Annotated in this window: 13 protein-coding genes and 1 riboswitch; of the genes, 4 read left to right on the plus strand and 9 right to left on the minus strand. The window is 69.3% G+C overall.

The annotated features are described in order from the left end of the window. Positions 1 to 19: 19 nt before the first annotated feature. The 7 genes from DEJ48_RS11650 to DEJ48_RS11680 form a co-directional block, all read right to left on the minus strand. Positions 20 to 1,117 carry an ABC transporter ATP-binding protein gene (locus DEJ48_RS11650; protein WP_150216067.1) on the minus strand — a complete coding sequence of 366 codons (1,098 nt, stop codon included), beginning with the start codon at positions 1,115 to 1,117 and terminating at the stop codon, positions 20 to 22. Next, positions 1,114 to 2,115, minus strand: coding sequence for an ABC transporter permease (locus tag DEJ48_RS11655; protein ID WP_150216068.1), 1,002 nt, complete (start codon positions 2,113 to 2,115; stop codon positions 1,114 to 1,116). Before DEJ48_RS11655 ends, DEJ48_RS11650 begins: the two co-directional genes overlap by 4 nt. A 151-nt stretch (positions 2,116 to 2,266) precedes the next feature. Beyond that, a complete protein-coding gene (locus DEJ48_RS11660) occupies positions 2,267 to 4,021 on the minus strand; it encodes an ABC transporter substrate-binding protein (RefSeq protein WP_150216069.1) in 1,755 nt (584 codons plus the stop codon). Between the two features lie 101 nt (positions 4,022 to 4,122). Beyond that, positions 4,123 to 5,127 (minus strand): ABC transporter permease, encoded by a 1,005-nt coding sequence (locus tag DEJ48_RS11665; protein WP_150216070.1) that lies wholly within the window; start codon positions 5,125 to 5,127, stop codon positions 4,123 to 4,125. Between the two features lie 319 nt (positions 5,128 to 5,446). Next, positions 5,447 to 6,259, minus strand: coding sequence for an enhanced serine sensitivity protein SseB C-terminal domain-containing protein (locus DEJ48_RS11670; protein WP_150216071.1), 813 nt, complete (start codon positions 6,257 to 6,259; stop codon positions 5,447 to 5,449). Positions 6,260 to 6,332: 73 nt separating this feature from the next. Then, positions 6,333 to 7,115 carry an enhanced serine sensitivity protein SseB gene (locus tag DEJ48_RS11675; RefSeq protein ID WP_150216072.1) on the minus strand — a complete coding sequence of 261 codons (783 nt, stop codon included), beginning with the start codon at positions 7,113 to 7,115 and terminating at the stop codon, positions 6,333 to 6,335. Between the two features lie 60 nt (positions 7,116 to 7,175). Then, entirely contained in the window at positions 7,176 to 7,913 is a 738-nt protein-coding gene (locus DEJ48_RS11680; RefSeq protein ID WP_190537969.1) for an AAA family ATPase, read from the minus strand. Between the two features lie 161 nt (positions 7,914 to 8,074). Continuing rightward, positions 8,075 to 8,183, plus strand: a riboswitch (glycine riboswitch). Between the two features lie 148 nt (positions 8,184 to 8,331). Here DEJ48_RS11680 and gcvT point away from each other — a divergent pair. From gcvT to DEJ48_RS11700, 4 genes are all read left to right on the plus strand, one after another. Then, positions 8,332 to 9,465 carry a glycine cleavage system aminomethyltransferase GcvT gene (gene gcvT / locus DEJ48_RS11685; RefSeq protein WP_150216073.1) on the plus strand — a complete coding sequence of 378 codons (1,134 nt, stop codon included), beginning with the start codon at positions 8,332 to 8,334 and terminating at the stop codon, positions 9,463 to 9,465. Positions 9,466 to 9,523: 58 nt separating this feature from the next. Further along, the gene (gcvH, locus tag DEJ48_RS11690; protein ID WP_055567109.1) at positions 9,524 to 9,901 is read left to right on the plus strand and encodes a glycine cleavage system protein GcvH; all 378 of its coding nucleotides are present in this window, start codon (positions 9,524 to 9,526) and stop codon (positions 9,899 to 9,901) included. A gap of 23 nt (positions 9,902 to 9,924) precedes the next feature. After that, positions 9,925 to 11,187, plus strand: coding sequence for a serine hydroxymethyltransferase (gene glyA / locus DEJ48_RS11695; RefSeq protein WP_150216074.1), 1,263 nt, complete (start codon positions 9,925 to 9,927; stop codon positions 11,185 to 11,187). A 184-nt stretch (positions 11,188 to 11,371) separates the two neighbouring features. Then, positions 11,372 to 12,742: an L-serine ammonia-lyase gene (locus DEJ48_RS11700; RefSeq protein WP_150221124.1), complete on the plus strand. Its 1,371-nt coding sequence runs from the start codon at positions 11,372 to 11,374 to the stop codon at positions 12,740 to 12,742. A gap of 1 nt (position 12,743) precedes the next feature. Here DEJ48_RS11700 and DEJ48_RS11705 read toward each other — a convergent pair whose 3' ends face one another. Together DEJ48_RS11705 and DEJ48_RS11710 are read right to left on the minus strand one after the other, a co-directional pair. Further along, on the minus strand, positions 12,744 to 13,757 hold the full coding sequence (locus DEJ48_RS11705) for a LacI family DNA-binding transcriptional regulator (RefSeq protein ID WP_150216075.1): 1,014 nt from the start codon (positions 13,755 to 13,757) through the stop codon (positions 12,744 to 12,746). A 92-nt stretch (positions 13,758 to 13,849) separates the two neighbouring features. Then, positions 13,850 to 18,127: a discoidin domain-containing protein gene (locus tag DEJ48_RS11710; RefSeq protein ID WP_150216076.1), complete on the minus strand. Its 4,278-nt coding sequence runs from the start codon at positions 18,125 to 18,127 to the stop codon at positions 13,850 to 13,852. Positions 18,128 to 18,333: the final 206 nt, after the last annotated feature.

The raw sequence follows: 18,333 nt of genomic DNA on the forward strand, positions 1-18,333 counted from the left end.
TGGCCCTTCACGTCATCGTTCACAGCTTCGGCGCAATCTCTTCGGTCCAGATCCGGGTGCGCTCCTCCTGCGACATGTGGCAGGCGGAGTAGTGCCCGTCCGCCACCAGACGCAGCTCGGGGCGTTCGGTGCGGGTGATCTGGTCCTTGGGGATGTCCGCGTAGGGGCAGCGCGGGTTGAAGGCGCAGCCGCTCGGCAGGTTGATCAGGCTGGGCGGGGAGCCCTTGACCGGGATGAGCCGCTCGGTCTCCTCGCGGTCGATGCGGGGCATCGAGCCGAGCAGGCCCCAGGTGTAGGGGTGCTGCGGTTCGTAGAAGACCTTCTCGGCGCTGCCGCGCTCGACACACCGGCCGCCGTACATGACCAGGAGCTCGTCCGCCATCTCGGCGACCACGCCCAGGTCGTGCGTGATCATGATGACGGCGGAGCCGAACTCCTTCTGCAGGTCCCGGATGAGGTCGAGGATCTGCGCCTGGACGGTCACGTCCAGGGCGGTGGTGGGCTCGTCCGCGATGAGCAGCTCGGGGTTGTTCACCAGCGCCATGGCGATCATTGCGCGCTGGCGCATGCCGCCGGAGAACTCGTGCGGGTAGGAGTCGACGCGCTTGTCCGGCTGCGGGATGCCGACCCGGTCGAGCATCTCGATCGCACGCTTGCGCGCGGTCTTCTTGTCGACGTCGTTGTGGACCCGGTACGCCTCGGTGATCTGCTTGCCGATGGTGTAGTACGGGTGCAGCGCGGAGAGCGGGTCCTGGAAGATCATCGCCATCTCGCGGCCGCGCAGCTTGCGCACCTCGTCGGCCGGGGCGCTCAGCAGCTCGGTGCCGTCCAGCCAGATCTCGCCGGAGAGCTGCGCCCTGCGGGAGCCGTACTGACCGGCGGTGTGCAGGCCGAGGATGCCCAGCGAGGTGACCGACTTGCCGGATCCCGACTCGCCCACGATGCCGAGGGTCTTGCCCTTCTCCAGCTGGAAGCTGAGCCCGTCGACGGACTTGACCAGGCCGTCGTCGGTCGGGAAGTGCACCTTGAGGTCGCGCACCTCGAGGAAGGCGGAGGGAGCGGGCGAGCCGGCGACGGGCTCGCCCACCGCTGCTCCGCTCTTGGACAGTTCGGTCATCCCAGCCTCACTCGCGGGTCGATGACGGCGTACATAAGGTCGACGACGAGGTTGGCCACGGCGATCGCGAGCGCCGCAAACAGGGTCACGCCGAGAATGACGGGCAGGTCCTTGCTGCTGATGGCCCTGACCGCTTCGAGGCCGAGCCCCGGCAGGTTGAACGTGGACTCGGTGAGCACGGCGCCGCCGAGGAGCACGCCGAGGTCGAGTCCGAAGACGGTGAGGATCGGGGTCATCGCGGAGCGCAGCGCGTGCTTGCGGATGACGGTGGCCTCGCCGAGCCCCTTGGCGCGGGCGGTGCGGATGTAGTCCTCGCCGAGCACTTCGAGCATGGTCGCTCTCGTGAGGCGGGCGTACATCGCGGCGTTGAGGAAGGCCAGGACGATCCAGGGCAGGATCATCGTCTGGAGCCAGACGCCCGCCGAGTCGTCGGTACTGAGGCTGTCCGCGATCTTCACCCACCCGAGCTGGTGGACGAAGATGCCCATCGCGATCATGCCGGTGAAGAAGACGGGGAGCGAGACACCGCCGAGGGCGATGGTCATCGCGGAGCGGTCCCAGAACGTGCCCCGCTTGAGCGCGGAGACGACACCGGTGGCGACACCGGCGGCGAGCCAGAGGACACAGGCACCGGCGGCGAGCGCGAGGGTGACGGGCAGGGCTTCCTTGAGGGTCTCCCAGACGGGGGCCTCGGTACGGAAGGAGTAGCCGAAGCAGGGCGCCGGGCAGTGCGTGACGTCACTGCCGTTGACGTAGTCGCGCCCCATCGGGATGCCCTTGACGAAGTCCCAGAACTGCACGAGCAGCGGGTCGTCGAGTCCCAGTTTGGTCCGGATGCCTTCGATCTGCTCGGCTCCGGTGGCCTTGCCGGCGAAGAGGACTGCGATGTCCTGTCCCGCCCACTTGGGCAGCATGAAGAAGACGGTGAAGGTCGCGAGCAGTACGACCAGCACCATGATGATTACGGCGATCAGGCGCCGGATGAGATAAGCAAGCACTGTGCGCGGCCCGGCGGGGGCCGGGACCCCCTTGTGAGGAGTCCCGGCCACCGCCCGGGGCCATCACCTGCCCTTCGGACTGGCGGGATTCGGCGGCGGTGGAACGAACAACTACTGCTTCCCTTGCGGGAGTTGCGTGACGCTACGGGTGTTACTTGACGACGCCGAGCGAGGCGTAGTCGTAACGACCGTTGTAGCCGTCGGACATGTAGGCGTTGGTCAGCCGCGACCCGCGCCAGGTGATGTTCTTCTCGTAGAGGAACGGCATCCAGTCGGCCTGGTCGAGGATCTTCTTGTCGAGCTCCTTGTAGACCTCGCCCGCCGCGGCCGGGTCGGTCTCCGCGATCGCCTTGTCGAAGAGCGCGTCGACCTTCTTGTCCTTGATCTGCGACTCGTTGTAGTTACCGGTCGGGTTCAGGAAGCGGCTGTCGAACAGCGGCTGCGCATAGCCCTGGCCGGACGGGAAGTCCGGGCCCCAGCCGCTCATCGTCATGCCGTAGCCGCGCTTCTTCACGACGGAGGGCGAGCCGGTGATGCTGGAGGTGTCGGCGCCGTCGAGGGAGTCGACCTGGACCTTGATGCCGACCTTGTCGAGGGCCTGCTGCAGCGCCTCGGCGGCGTCGACCTCACCCGGGTTGTTGCTGCGGGCGGTGAGCTTGGTGGTGAAGCCGCTCGGCTTGCCGCACTGCTTCAGCTCGTCCTTGGCCTTGGCGACGTCGGGCTTGCCCTTGCGCTCCAGCACCCCGTACGGGTCGTACTTGCTGTAGCCGGGGATCGCCACCGGGAAGGTGCTGTTGGCGATGTCACCGGCCGCGACCTTGCCGCCGCGGGTCTGCTGGATGCTCGCGAAGTCGGTCGCGTAGAACACGGCCTTGCGGCAGTGCACGTTGTCGAACGGCTTGGCGTTGTGGATCAGCGCGACGTAGCGCACGAAGGACGTGTGCATGTTGTCGACGTTGCCGCGGTGGTCCGTGACGGCGCTGACGCGGCCGGACTGGGTCATGCCCGTGCCGTTGATGTCGAGGTCGAAGTCCCCCTCCATCAGCTTCTTGTCGTTCTCCTCCTGGTTGGCGGAGATCGTCACGTCGATCTTGTCGGGCAGCGCGGCGCGGATCGGGTCCGAGGACTTCTTCCACTTGTCGTTGCGGACCAGAACGATCTTCTTGTTGGACTTGTACTCCTGGAACTTGTACGGCCCCGAGGAGAACGGTCGCTGCGTGTACTTGGCCTTCGTGTCCTTGGCCTCCTTCACCGGCGAACCGGTGGGCATGGCCAGGAACTGCTCGAAGTCACCGTTGCGCTTGGGCAGCTTGAAGATGATCGTCTGGTCGTCGGGGGTCTCGATCGCGTCGAGGCCGCCCTTGTCCTTGTAGGGACCCTTGTACTTCGTCTTGGGGTCGAGCGTCTGGCGGATGTAGCCGGGGCCACCGGTGATGGTGTCCGTCGCCCAGGCGCGCTCGATGCCGTACTTGACGTCCTTGGAGGTCAGCTTGGAGCCGTCCTCCCACGTGAGGCCGTCACGCAGCTTGTACGTGTAGGTCTTGCCGTCGTCGGAGATCTTCGCCGTGGAGGTGGCGAGGTCCGGGACCAGCTTCGTGCCCGCCTTGCCCGGCTTGGTGTCGTAGGTCACCAGCTGCCGGGTGTAGAAGCGCATGAAGTCCCACGTCATGCCGTAGTAGGCGCGCTGCGGGTCGGCGGAGTCCAGGTCCTGCTTGCCGACCATCTTCAGCGTGCCTCCCTTCTTCTTCGAAGGGTTGGCGATCTTGTTCAGCGCCGCGTTGTAGCCGGCACCCTTCGAGTCGCTGTCGCCACCGTCACCGCCGCCGCACGCCGTGGTGGTCACCAGCGCCGCGACGACGAGGGCCGCACCGCTGGTGAGCCGTCGTTTCGTGGAACCTGTGGGCATTTTCTCGTAACCTCCGAGATCGCGGTCCCTGGCCTTGTGCTGCCGGAGAACCATGGTTAGAGCCACCTGACATGCGGCAGGGGCAAGCCAGTTGGGACCTTCTAGCGCGTCCCCTTCGGGTCGAGCGCGTCACGCAGCCCGTCGCCGAAGAGGTTGAAGGCCAGGACGGTGATGAAGATCGTGACGCCCGGGAAGACCATGAACATCGGGTCGTGCTCGTACGTCTTGAGCGCGTCGCGCAGCATGCCGCCCCACGAGGCCGTCGGCGGCTTGACGCCGGCGCCGAGGAAGCTGAGGGCCGCCTCCGTGAGGATGTTGGTCGGGATCATCAGCGTCGCGTAGACGGTGATGGGGGCGACCAGGTTGGGGAGCAGTTCGCGGAACAGGATGTGCCGCTTGCCGCCGCCGAGACTGCGGGCCGCCTCCACGTACTCGCGCTCACGGAGCGAGAGCGTCTGGCCGCGGACGATGCGCCCGACGTACGGCCAGCCGAAGAAGCCGATGACCATGACGAGGATCGCGACGCGCACGCTGGTGCCCTGCAGGCCGAGCAGGTCGTCGGGGAGCACGGAGACCAGCGAGATGATGAAGAGCAGCTGCGGGAACGAGAGCAGCACGTCCATCACGCGGCTGATCAGGGCGTCGATCCAGCCGCCGAAGTAGCCGGCGATGATCCCGAAGAGGGTGCCGAGCGCCACGGCCACGATGGCCGCGAGGAACGCCACGAGGAGCGAGATCCGCGCGCCGTAGACGATGCGGCTGAAGACGTCGCGGCCCTTGTTGGGCTCGACTCCGAAGAGGAAGTCGCCGCTGACGCCGCCGAGGGCGCCCTTGGGGAGGCCGGTCAGCTCGTCGAGCTGGTCCTGGTGGAAGCCGTTGGGGTCGTGGCCCAGCAGGTTCACGATCAGGGGCGCGAAGATGGCGACCAGCACCAGGAGCAGCACGGTGATGCCGCCCGCCAGGGCGACCTTGTCCCGCTTCAGGCGGTTCCAGGCGATCTGCTTGAGGGACCGACCCTCGACCTTTTTCACCCCTGCATCAACTGCGGGGGCGACGTCCTGGGTCGGGTCCGCGTCCGCAGGTGTGTCATGCAATGGTGCCGTCATCGTGGCAGGGACCCCTCTCAACCGGTGGTGACCGGCCCGCACTTGCCGCTGTAGCGACGTGATCAGTCCGTCGTACGAAAGGGGCGGAGGCCCCTGGAGCGGGAGTCTTCATCCACGTCGCGATCTGTTACCAGACTTGACGGGGAAAGGATGCGCAACCGTGATGCTGATCGAGGTGTTCCGTTATCCGGACGCGAGTGAACGAGGGGCGAACACGGGGCAGTTGGGTCGCAAGGCGGCACGGGACCCCATAGGGCCCCACCTGCACCACAACGGACATCACGTCCGTCGTGGCTGTTCGGTGGCCGGTTCCCGTCGCTCAGTACTGCGCGGGGTAGCCGTATCCGCCCGCGGGGGCGGGGGCCGCCTGGGCCTCGCGGTCGTAGAACGGCCTGGCGTTGGCCCGTAGCCACATCGCGACCGGGTCGTAATCGTCGGACATCGCGACCGTCGAGACGGGCAGGCCCTCGGGGACGGCGGGGATGGACTGGCGCATCATCGTGCGCACCGCGTCGACCGACGGCGGCGACGTGTCGTACACGTCGAGGCCGATGGCCAGATAAGGCGCCCCGAGGGCGGGCTGCACCCACGCGCGGCGCAGCGAGCGGACGACGGGGGTGCGGTGGGCGTTCTGCGTCAACAGGGCGTAGAACTGGGGGATTTCGATGCTCGGCTCGGTGAGCCTGAGCGGGCCGGCGGGCAGCAGGTCCAGGCCCGTGGCGATGCGGCGCAGATCCAGCCAGGGGATGCCGACGCCGCCGCCGGGGGCGTGCGGGTTCAGCCAGATGCCGTAGTGGTCGGGGTAGAGGGTGCGGGCGATGTCGATGCCCCGCACCACCTCGTAGCTACGGTTCCAGCCGCTGGCGGAGAGCTCCTGGGCGGAGGTCACACACGGTGCGTAGCCGAGCCCCTCCACTTCCATGTTGCCGTACTGGGCGTCGGGAGAGCCGGCCTGGCCGTGCCAGAGCAGCATCCACACCTGGTCGGCGGCGAGCGCGCGCAGCAGTGCCTCGTACGCGTCGTAACGCCCCGGCGTCACCTGGCGCAGCAACTGCTCGAACTTTCCCCGAGCTCTCGACTCCGCTCGCCCAGGGGAGGCCCCATCGCCCGCGGCCGTGCCCGACGCACTCACCCGTAACCGCCCCTTCGTGACGAACTCCGTGACCCTCGGCGGCCCCGTGCAAGACCTGAGGAATGCAACCAGCTTAAGCGGCGACGCGGTGGTAGAACGGCCGTACCTTCGCGCGCAGCCAGTCGCCGACCGGGTCCTGTGCCACGTCGAGCAGCACCAGGTTCACCGGCCAGGGGACCGGCACCTGCCCGAGCGCCCTGCCGAGCGCCTCCATGGGGAGGTCGCGCGCGTCGCCGTCCCAGGTGGACAGCTCGACGCCGACGAACAGCGTCGGGTCGTCCGTCTCCACGGCGGCCAGACAGCGGCGCGCGGTGAGGACGACGCCCGCGGCCTCGAACTCGCGGCCCGCCGCGGTGAGGAAGTCGACCGGGTCGTCCTGCCAGTCCGGTTCGAAGAGGCGGACCCGGCCGCCGGTGCTCGGGCCGTCCAGTTCGGTGCGGCCGGTCCTGCAGAGCTCGGCGACGGCCTGCGGCGGCAGCGGGACGCCGACGGTGCCGTCGGGGTTCAGCGCGATGCCCAGCTGCGGGGGCAGGCCGCGGGCGAACTCCACGGCGGGTGCCACGGTGACGCCCATCCGGTCCGCCGCGTCGCCGAGCGCCTGGCGGAACTGCTGCTCGGAGGTGAAGACGGGGACGTACGCCTGTCCTTCGATCTCCAGGGTCGGCAGGTCCAGGGTGCCGCTGTCGGGGCCGCCGCCGTTCGGCAGCGGTATCCAGAGGTGGCTGCGGCCGAGCACCTCGACGATGCGGCCGCCCGCCGACCCGGGGGCGCCCAGTGAGGCCGCGAGGACCTCCTCCAGTTCGTTGCCCGGCCATCCGCCGTACGGATGGGCATGTGCCTGCGCCGGAAAGTCCATCTGTCCAACCCCTGCTCGCGACCGCTCTGCCTGCGGCTCGAACCCTAACGCCGGGCCCGCTCACCGGTCGAAGGCGATCACCCGGAGGTCCTGCGCGGCCGCGCGGTCGAGGAGCACCGCGGAGCGGCAGCCGCGGGGCAGCTCGCCGCGCTCGGTGGCGGCGACGAGGCGGCCGACCGTCCTGCGGTGGCGTGCGAACGCGTACCGGGAGACGCCGCGGCCGCGCTCGTGCTGGCCGCGCAGCGCGGTGTCCACCGGGACGTCGAGCACCAGGAGGTGCAGGGCCGTGCCGCGGCGGGCCGCCTCACGGGCGAGCCAGCGGCGCACCCAGGCCTGGGTGCCGCAGTCGTGCACGACGACACTCGCCCCGGAGCGCAGGGCGCGGCGCAGCGATGCGTAGTGCGCGAGGCGGACCAGGGGGCGGTACGCCGCGTAGGGCAGCAGCCTCGGCATGCGGCGGGACCAGCGGTCGCGGGTGTCCTGGGAGTCGATGCGCGGGCCGGTGACGGCCTGCCGCATGAGGGTCGATTTTCCGCCGCCGGGCAGCCCGGAGACGACGATCAGGTCGCCCTCGCCGAACGTGAGGCGGCGCGGGCCGTGGCCGGCCCGCTGCCGCAGGTCGCGGACGACGGCGACGGGGAGCCGGCCGCAGCTCTCCGCGGCCGGGGCCAGGGCCTGCTCGGGCAGCGCCTTCGACAGCGCCTTGGGCAGCACCTTGGGCAGCACCTTGGGCAGCGCCACCCCCGTGGAAGTGGCATAGAGACTCGTCCTGCTGCGCACCGTGATCGGCCTCCCCATAGCGGTCACGTACTGCTTCCCCACCAAGTGTAAAGAGAAGGTAATGCGACACAAGAGCGTTCCGGAGTGACGGGACCCGTGACGGAACCCGCTGCCGGGCACGGGTCCCCCTGGACAGAGTCGCGTGCAATGATGTGCGCGCCAACTCCATACAGGCCGTTCGAATCCGCGCGGGAGAGTCCCCGGAACCAGCACTGAGCTGGGTACCCGGGGCGCCGAAGGAGCAAGCCCCTCCCTTGAATCTCTCAGGCCCCGTACCGCGCGGGCGAGGCACATCTGAAAAGCGGGCCGCCCCGGCGGTCCCACCCAAGGTGCAAGCCGGCGTCTCACTGGACGAGACACTTCCGGCGAACCTCTCAGGTTCCGATGACAGATGGGGAGGATCGACCTCGCCCGTCATGCCCTGGGAGTTCCCTTCATGAGCACTGCCCCCCGTCTGACCGCCCTCGACGCCGTGCACCGTGCGCTCGGCGCGACCATGACCGACTTCGCGGGCTGGGACATGCCGCTGCGGTACGCCAGCGAGCGCGACGAGCACAACGCCGTGCGCACCAAGGCGGGCCTCTTCGACCTGTCGCACATGGGCGAGATCACCGTCAGCGGCCCCGAGGCCGTGGACTTCCTGAACTTCGCGCTGGTCGGCAACATCGGCTCCATCGGCGTCGGCCGCGCCCGCTACACCATGATCGTCGCCGAGGACGGCGGCATCCTCGACGACCTGATCGTCTACCGGCTCGGCGAGCCCGACGCCCCCGAGTACATGGTCGTGGCCAACGCCTCCAACGCCCAGAACGTCCTGAACGAGCTGAGCAACCGCGCCGAGGAGTTCGACGTCGAGGTCCGCGACGACCGCGAGGCGTACGCGCTGCTCGCCGTCCAGGGCCCCGAGTCCCCCGGCATCCTGAAGTCCCTCACGGACGCGGACCTGGACGGCCTGAAGTACTACGCGGGCCTGCCCGGCACCGTCGCGGGCGTCGCCGCCCTGATCGCCCGCACGGGCTACACCGGCGAGGACGGTTTCGAGCTGTTCGTCTCCCCCGGTGACGCGGAGAAGCTGTGGGGCGCGCTGATGGAGGCGGGCACGCCCGTCGGCATGGTCCCGGCCGGCCTCTCCTGCCGTGACACGCTGCGCCTGGAGGCGGGCATGCCGCTTTACGGGCACGAGCTGACCGCCGGTCTCACGCCGTTCGACGCGGGCCTCGGCCGGGTCGTGAAGTTCGAGAAGACCAGCCATTCGGACTCCTTCCTCGGGCGTGCCGCGCTCGCGGCCGCCGCCGAGCGCGCCGAGACCGCACCGCCGCGCAAGCTGGTCGGTCTGATCGCCGAGGGCCGCCGCGTCCCGCGCGCCGGTTTCCCGGTGGTCGCGGACGGCAAGGTGATCGGCGAGGTCACCTCGGGCGCCCCGTCGCCGACGCTGGGCAAGCCGATCGCGATGGCGTACGTGGACGCCGAGCACGCCACTCCCGGCACCGAGGGCGTCGGCGTGGACATCCGCGGCACCCACGAGCCCTACGAGGTCGTGGCGCTGCCGTTCTACAAGCGCCAGAAGTGACCCCCCGCACATCTTCCCCGTTCCGCAGCACCCACCCGCGTACAGGAGAATTCAGGTCATGAGCAACCCCCAGCAGCTTCGCTACAGCAAGGAGCACGAGTGGCTCTCGGCCACCGAGGACGGCGTGGCGACCGTCGGCATCACCGAGCACGCGGCCAACGCGCTCGGTGACGTCGTCTTCGCCCAGCTCCCCGAGGTCGGTGACACGGTGACCGCGGGCGAGTCCTGCGGCGAGCTGGAGTCGACCAAGTCGGTCAGCGACCTCTACGCCCCGGTGACCGGCGAGATCGTCGCCGCCAACCAGGACGTCGTGGACGACCCGTCGCTGGTCAACTCCGCCCCGTTCGAGGGCGGTTGGCTGTTCAAGGTGCGCATCGACGGTGAGCCGGACGACCTGCTCTCCGCCGATGAGTACACCGCCTTCACCGCCGGCTGACCCATACCGATAGGGATCGTGTGATGTCGCTTCTGAACACCCCCCTCCACGAGCTGGACCCGGACGTCGCCGCCGCCGTCGACGCCGAGGTCCACCGCCAGCAGTCGACCCTGGAAATGATCGCCTCGGAGAACTTCGCTCCGGTCGCGGTCATGGAGGCCCAGGGCTCGGTCCTGACCAACAAGTACGCCGAGGGCTACCCCGGCCGCCGCTACTACGGCGGCTGCGAGCACGTCGACGTCGCCGAGCAGATCGCGATCGACCGGGTCAAGGACCTGTTCGGCGCCGAGTACGCGAACGTGCAGCCGCACTCCGGCGCCTCCGCCAACCAGGCCGCCCTCTTCGCGATCGCCCAGCCCGGCGACACGATCCTCGGCCTGGACCTGGCGCACGGCGGCCACCTCACCCACGGCATGCGCCTGAACTTCTCCGGCAAGCAGTTCAACGTGGTCGCCTACCACGTCGACGAGGCCGGTCTGGTCGACATGGCCGAGGTCGAGCGCCTGGCCAAGGAGAACAACCCGAAGGTGATCATCGCGGGCTGGTCGGCCTACCCGCGCCACCTGGACTTCGCCGAGTTCCGCCGGATCGCCGACGAGGTCGGCGCGTACCTGTGGGTCGACATGGCGCACTTCGCCGGTCTCGTCGCCGCGGGCCTGCACCCGAACCCGGTGCCCCACGCGGACGTGGTCACCTCCACCACGCACAAGACGCTCGGCGGCCCGCGCGGCGGCATCATCCTGGCCCGCAGCAAGGAGTTCGCGAAGAAGCTGAACAGCGCGGTCTTCCCCGGCTTCCAGGGCGGTCCGCTGGAGCACGTGATCGCGGCCAAGGCCGTCTCCTTCAAGGTCGCCGCCTCCGACGACTTCAAGGAGCGCCAGCAGCGCACCCTGGACGGCGCCCGCATCCTGGCCGAGCGCCTGGTGCAGGACGACGCGAAGGCCGTCGGCGTCGACGTCCTGTCCGGCGGCACGGACGTGCACCTGGTCCTGGTGGACCTGCGCAACTCCGAGCTCGACGGCCAGCAGGCCGAGGACCGCCTCCACGAGGTCGGCATCACGGTCAACCGCAACGCGGTCCCGAACGACCCGCGCCCCCCGATGGTCACCTCGGGCCTGCGGATCGGCACGCCCGCGCTCGCGACCCGCGGGTTCGACGCGGACGACTTCCGCGAGGTCGCCGACATCATCGCCGAGGCCCTCAAGCCGGGCTTCGACGCGGCGTCCCTCAAGACCCGTGTGACCGCTCTGGCCGACAAGCACCCCTTGTACCCCGGCCTGAAGTAGTTTCGTACCCTCTGTTTGTACGCTTTTGTTCGTACGTACGAAACATCGGGGCACCCCGCACACTGGAGAGTGAGCGAGGTGCCCCGCACCACGTCCCGCACCGCCCAGTAGTTCCCGCACCGCCTTGTACTTCTGCATCACCCCGGCAGACAACGGCGTCTACCAACCACCCTTGGAGTTTTCCGTGGCCATCTCGGTCTTCGACCTGTTCTCGATCGGCATCGGCCCGTCCAGCTCCCACACGGTCGGTCCCATGCGCGCGGCCCGCATGTTCGCGAGCCGCCTCAAGAACGAGGGCCTCATGGCCCACACGACGGCGATACGGGCGGAGCTGTACGGCTCGCTCGGCGCGACGGGCCACGGCCACGGCACCCCGAAGGCCGTGCTGCTCGGCCTGGAGGGCGAGTCGCCCCGCACCGTGAACGTGGAGAGCGCCGACGACCGCGTCGAGGAGATCAGGAGCGGCGGCCGCATCAACCTCCTCGGCATGCACGAGATCGACTTCGATTTCGACGAGGACCTGATCCTGCACCGCCGCAAGGCCCTGCCGTACCACGCCAACGGCATGACGATCTTCGCGTACGACCGTGAGGGCGGCCTCGTCCTGGAGAAGACGTACTACTCCGTGGGCGGCGGTTTCGTGGTCGACGAGGACGCTGTCGCGGGCGAGAACCCGATCGTGCCGGACGACACCGTCCTGCGGCACCCCTTCCGCACCGGCGACGAGCTGCTCCGCCTCACGGAGGAGACGGGCCTGTCCATCTCCGCGCTGATGCTGGAGAACGAGAAGGCGTGGCGCACCGAGGAGGAGATCCGTGCGGGTCTGCTCGACATCTGGGGCGTCATGCAGGCCTGCGTCTCGCGCGGCATGTCCCGCGAGGGCATCCTGCCGGGCGGCCTGAAGGTGCGCCGCCGCGCCGCGAACTCGGCCAGGCAGCTGCGCGCCGAGGGCGAGCCGCAGGCCCGCGCCATGGAGTGGATCACGCTCTACGCGATGGCGGTGAACGAGGAGAACGCCGCGGGCGGCCGCGTGGTCACGGCCCCCACGAACGGCGCGGCGGGCATCATCCCGGCGGTCCTGCACTACTACATGAACTTCGTGCCCGGCGCCGACGAGGACGGCGTGGTCCGCTTCCTGCTGGCGGCCGGCGCGATCGGCATGCTCTTCAAGGAGAACGCCTCGATCTCCGGCGCCGAGGTCGGCTGCCAGGGCGAGGTCGGCTCCGCCTGCTCGATGGCGGCGGGCGCGCTCGCCGAGGTCATGGGCGGCTCCCCCTCCAAGGTGGAGAACGCCGCGGAGATCGGCATGGAGCACAACCTGGGCCTGACCTGCGACCCGGTCGGCGGGCTCGTTCAGATCCCGTGCATCGAGCGCAACGGCATGGCGGCGGTCAAGGCCGTCACCGCCGCGAAGATGGCGATGCGCGGCGACGGCTCCCACAAGGTGTCCCTCGACAAGGTCATCAAGACGATGAAGGACACGGGCGCCGACATGAGCGTCAAGTACAAGGAGACCGCGCGGGGCGGTCTCGCGGTGAACATCATCGAGTGCTGAATCAGCGAGTGCCGAGCAGCTGAGCCGTCGAGCCGCGGACGACGAGCTCCGGCTCGAAGAGGAGCTCGCCGGGGTGGGCCTGGGTGCCCCGGATCTGCGCGCACAGCAGGTCGACGGCGGCGCGGCCCATCGCCTCGATGGGCTGGCGCACGGTCGAGAGGGGCGGCTCGGTGCAGGTCATGAAGGCCGAGTCGTCGTAGCCGACGACGGAGACGTCGGCGGGGACGGAGAGGCCCTTGCGGCGGGCGGCCCGGACGGCGCCGAGGGCGAGCGGGTCGCTGCCGCAGACGATGCCGGTGACGCCGCGCTCCATGAGGCGCGCGGCGGCCGCCTGACCGCCCTCCAGGGAGAAGATCGACCGCTCGACGAACGCGTCGGGCAGCTCCATGCCCGCGGCCGCGGCGATGTCGCGGGCGGCGACGAGCTTGCGGCGCGAGGGCACGTGGTCGGCCGGGCCGAGGACGAGGCCGATCCGTTCGTGGCCGAGCGAGGCGAGGTGGCGCCAGGCCTGCTCGACGGCGACGGCGTCGTCACACGCGACGCAGGGGAAGTCGAGGCCTTCGATCGACGCGTTGATCAGGACGACGGGGATGTTGCGCTCGGCCAGGCGCCGGTAGTGGTCGTGGGGCGCGTCGGCCTCCGCGAAGAGGCCGCCGGCGAAGACGACGCCGGAGACGTGCTGCTGGAGCAGCAGGTCCACGTAGTCGGCCTCGGAGACGCCGCCCCTGGTCTGCGTGCAGAGCACGGGTGTGAGGCCCTGCTGCGCGAGGGCGCCCCCGATGACCTCGGCGAACGCGGGGAAGATCGGGTTCTGGAGCTCGGGGAGCACGAGGCCGACGAGCCGGGCGCGCTCGCCGCGCAGCTGGGTGGGCCGCTCGTAGCCGAGGACGTCCAGGGCCGTCAGCACGGACTGTCGGGTCGCGGCGGAGACGCCGGGCTTGTCGTTGAGGACACGGCTGACCGTCGCCTCGCTGACCCCCACCTTCTTCGCAACTTGAGCAAGTCGTCGCGTCATGGCCGCAAGAATAGCGCAAGGCCTGCAAGCCAGTTACGTAAACGGCCGCCCGGAATCCGGACGGCCGCGCACGTGTATGCCTCCTCCGCAGGTCAGGGCTGCATGGTGAGCTTGAACGTGGACGTGTCGTTCTTGATGTCCTGCCCGTTGCCGCTCAACTTGGGCCGTACGAAGGTGGCTTCACCGACGGCGGGCCCCTGACCCGCCTCCGGCATCTCGTTGACGTAGATGCCGATCGGCGCTCCCGTGATCGACACATCCGTGAAGATCGTGTCCTTGACCGGGAACTCGGGCTGGCTGCCCGTGTACTTCGTCTGGAACATCACCCCGTGGAACGTCGGGTCGACGATGTCGACGTTGTTCACGCGGATCCCCTGGAAGACCTTCGACGCGGAGAACGCCCAGATGGCCGGGAAGTCCTGGCCCTTCCAGAAGGTGCCGCCGGCCCGTTCGACCGTGATGTTCTCGAACGTGGTCGGGTCCTTCCCGAAGCCGTTCATCGGGTAGCCGAAGTCCAGCGAGGAGATGGTGATCCCGGAGTAGACGAGGGTGTCGGCGATGCGGCTGTTGCGGAAGGTGTTGTTGTAGCCGCCGTAGACCGCGAAGCCCGCCGCGCGCCAGGTCAGGAGCGAGGTCAGGTTCTCGTAGACGTTGTTCTTCATGTCCGCGCCGCCCGCGTCGATGGCGGAGAAGAGGGCGAAGCTGTCGTCGCCCGTGGCCCGCGCCTCGTTGTTGGCGACCAGGTTGTCCGTACTGCCGTTGGTCATGTTGATGCCGTCGGCGAACATGTCGCGGATCCGCGAGTTCTTGATGGTCATGCGGTCCGTGTTGGCGCCCCAGTAGAGGCACACCATGTGCTCGTTCCAGATGTCGTCGATGGTGATGTCGGAGACGTTCTGGAAGTCGAAGACCTTGCCGGGGCCGTCGATGCGGGACGTGTAGTTGCCGAAGTAGGCGAAGCCGGAGAAGGACGAGCCCTTGGCGCTCGCCTCGGCACGGAATCCGACGTCCGTGTTGTCCTGGCTCCTCGGGGCGTGGAAGCGGGTGAACCAGGGGCCGGCGCCGACGACCTGGACGGCCTTGCCGTAGACCTGGAACTTGTTGCTCGGCTCGTAGTCGCCGGGCGGCAGGTAGACGCCCGTCAGCTTTCCGCTGGTGTCCATGCGGACCTTGTCCAGGGCGTTCTGCACGTCCTGGTGGGTGAACCCGGCGGGCACGGTGTAGGCGGCCGGGTCGGGGTTGGCCTTCGCGGTGACCTGCTCCAGGTCGACGAAGTCGATGGCGTAGCGCGAGGTGTTGGCGCTGTCCTTCTGGAGCTTGATCTTGCTGCCGGCCTTCACCGTCCCGTCGAGCATGACGTGCGCCTCGTCGTAGATGTGCCGGGCGGGGCCGGCTCCCGGCGAGTTGCCGGGCGATGCCTCGTCCCCGTACAGCCAGGCGTACTTGGAGGTGAGGTCGATGGCCTTCCTGAAGACGCCGTCCACGTAGATGTTCAGGGTCGCCTGGGTGCCGCCGCCGCCCGGGGCGTCCGGGATGGAGAAGCGGGTGACCAGGGTGTTGGTGTCCTGCTTGGCGGTGAACTCCACGGACTCGCCGGTCGAGTTCAGCGTGACGGCCTTGCGGCCGGACGCCTCACCGGCGAGGTCGCCGACGGTGCGGTTGGGGCCGACGGTCTTCGCGCCGCCCGCGAGGACGCCGTCCTCCGCCTCGTAGGTGTCGTAGGGCATGTCGGCACCCCGGCCGACGAACAGGGAGTGGGTGGTCGTGTTGTTCTCGCGCTTGACCGGCAGTTCGTTGGCGTCGTCGGCGATGACGGTCCTGATCGTGAAGCGGCCGTCGCCAGCGGTCCAGGTGCCGAGCTTGACCGGGGCCGTGGTGTCGCCCGCGCCGATCACGCCGTTGTGCTCGCCGGTCAGGGTCTTCACTGTGGCGCCCTTGTCATCCTGGAGGACGACCTTGATGCCGTGCGCGCCCGATGCGGACGCCTTGGTGCCCTGGTTCTTGACCGCGACACTGAAGGTGACCTCCTTGCCCTTGGAGGGCGCGGACGGCGTCCAGCTCACGGGGGACGCCACCAGGTCGGACGAGTCGACCGGCTTGACCACCAGCGGGCTCGGGCCGGTGTAGGTGTTGTTGCCCTCGTCCTGTTCGATCACCTCGTTCTTGGTGTCCACCTCCGCGCTGAAGGGGTACGAGCCCGCGTCGCGCGCGCCGGTCCTGGCGCTCACCGTCGTCGACTCGCCCGCGGCGAGCGCGCCCACGGACGCCGTGCCCGCCTTGTCGCCGCCGAGACGGAAGACGGCGTCGGTGGCCGTCGAGGCCTCGGTGCCGCGGTTGCGCACGGTCGCGGTCAGGGTCAGCTCGTCGGTCTCGGTCGGCGCCTCGGGGGCGTACGCCAGCTTGGTGATCTCCAGGTCGGGGTTGGCCGCCGGGGCGCCCATGACCTGGAACTCGGCGACCTGCCCGGCGGTGGCGCCGCTGTTCGCGGTGAACCGCAGACGCACGTCGGCGACCTTCGCCGACACCGGAATGGTGACGGTGTTCTGGTTGCCGGACGGGCTGAAGGAGTACTCCTTCTCCGCCACCAGCGACGTGAAGTCGGAGGCCTTCTGCTCCCGGCCGAGGACCTGCACCTTCTGGGTGCGGGCGCCCCACCCGGCGTCCGGGTTCAGCTTGACGACGACCGCGTCGACGTCGGCGTTGGCGCCGAGCTTGACGGTGAGGGTGTTGGGGTAGCTGCCCGCGGCGCCCTCCCAGTAGGTGGACGTCTGGCCGTCGTTGGCGTTCTCGGCGACGAAGGTGTGGATCACCGAGGAGGCCGTGATCGGCTTGCCCTCGGCCAGGTTCTTGTTGCCGCCGCCGGGGCGCGTCACGGTGTTGCTGTGCGCCGAGACGTTCCCGGCGGCGTCGCGGGCCCGGACCGTATAGGAGACGGTGACGCTCGCGGAACGGGTGTCGGTGTACGTCGTCACGTCGCCGGCCACGGACTTCAGGAGCTTGCCGTCCGCGTACACGTCGTACGCCGTGACCTTCACGTTGTCGTCCGACGCACCCCATGTCAGCTTGATCTCACCGCTGGAGGGCTGGCCGATCGTGAGGTTCGTGGGCGCGGTCGGTGCCTGGGTGTCGCCCGAGTCGCCCTTGCGGGTGACGGAGTTGCTGTTGGGTGAGGCGTTGCCCGCGGCGTCGCGGGCGCGCACGTAGTACGTGACGGTGGCGCCCGCCGACCGCGTGTCGGTGTACGTGCGCACGTCACCGGCGACGCTGGTGAGCAGCTCCCCGTTGGCGTACACGTCGTACGCGGTCACGCCCTTGTCGTCGTCGGAGGCGTCCCAGGCGAGCTTGATCCGGCCCGGCTCCGGTTCGGTGAGGGCGAGGTTCTTCGGCGCGGTGGGCGCCTGCGTGTCGCCGCCCGCCGGGCCGTAGATCTCCAGCTCGGACAGCTGGCCCGCGGGCTGCGCGGTGTTGGCGGTGATCAGGACGCGGACGTACCGCGTGGTGACGGTGTCGAGGGCGAGGGTCGCGGAGTGCTCCGAGGCCGCGGTGAAGGCGTACTCCTTGGACGCGGCCAGGTCGGTGAAGTCCGAGCCGTCCGTGCTGCCCTGGACCTTCAGGGTCTGGCGGCGGTCGCCCCATCCCTCGGGCACGCGCAGGACCACCTCGTCGATCCGCGCCGAGGAGCCGAGGTCGGCCTGGACCCACTGCGGAAGCCTGCCGTTCTCGCTCTCCCAGTACGTGGCGCGGTTGCCGTCGTTGGCGTTGGCTGCGGCGTAGTCCTGGGTGTGGCTGCTCGCCTTGAGGGTCTTGCCGAGCGCCAGGTTCACGGAGGCGTCGGCGGCCGCGTGCACCTGCAGCTCGGCGAGCTGGGCGGCGGGCCAGCCGGTGTTGGCGGTGATGTGCACCCGTACGAAACGGGTCTGCGCCGAAGGGAAGCGGACCGTCACCGTGTTGCCGGAGCCGGGCTCGAAGGAGCGGGCCCCGGACGCGGCGAGGGTGTCGAAGCCGCTGCCGTCGGCGCTGCCCTGCACGGACAGCGTCTGCTTGCGGGCCTCCCAGGCCGGGGGCAGCTTGAGGACGACCTCGTCGACGCGGGTGCCGCGGCCGAGGTCGACCTGCACCCACTGGGGCAGGTCGGACGACGCACTCTCCCAGTACGTGCCCGCGTTGCCGTCGGTGATGTGGGCGGCGCCGTACTCCGCCTTGGCGCTGCTCGCCTTGGCCGGCTTGCCCGCGGCCAGGTCGGGGCCGCCCGCCGCCGCGGCGGGCAGGGCGGGCAGGCCGAGGAGGAGCAGCGTCGCGGTGAGAGCGGCGGCGAAGGGCCGCCACCACCTGCGTGGTCTTCGGGCCTGTGCGTCTCTGATGCGTTTCATGACGTGTGTGGCTCCCTCACTGTCGAGCACGCAGCTTTTGGCGTGAAGCAGTGGGAGAATTGCAGAGAACTGTCGAATTGACTACAGGCGAAGCGGAAGTCGTGACACCCCACGTCTGACAGTCCTCCACCTTGCTATCCAATTTTTGCAATCTCCGTTCAAGTTCTTGCGTGCCCGGTTGCGCCGATGGTTATGTATGCGCCGCA

Source organism: Streptomyces venezuelae (assembly GCF_008642315.1).
Classification (GTDB): Bacteria; Actinomycetota; Actinomycetes; order Streptomycetales; family Streptomycetaceae; genus Streptomyces; species Streptomyces venezuelae_D.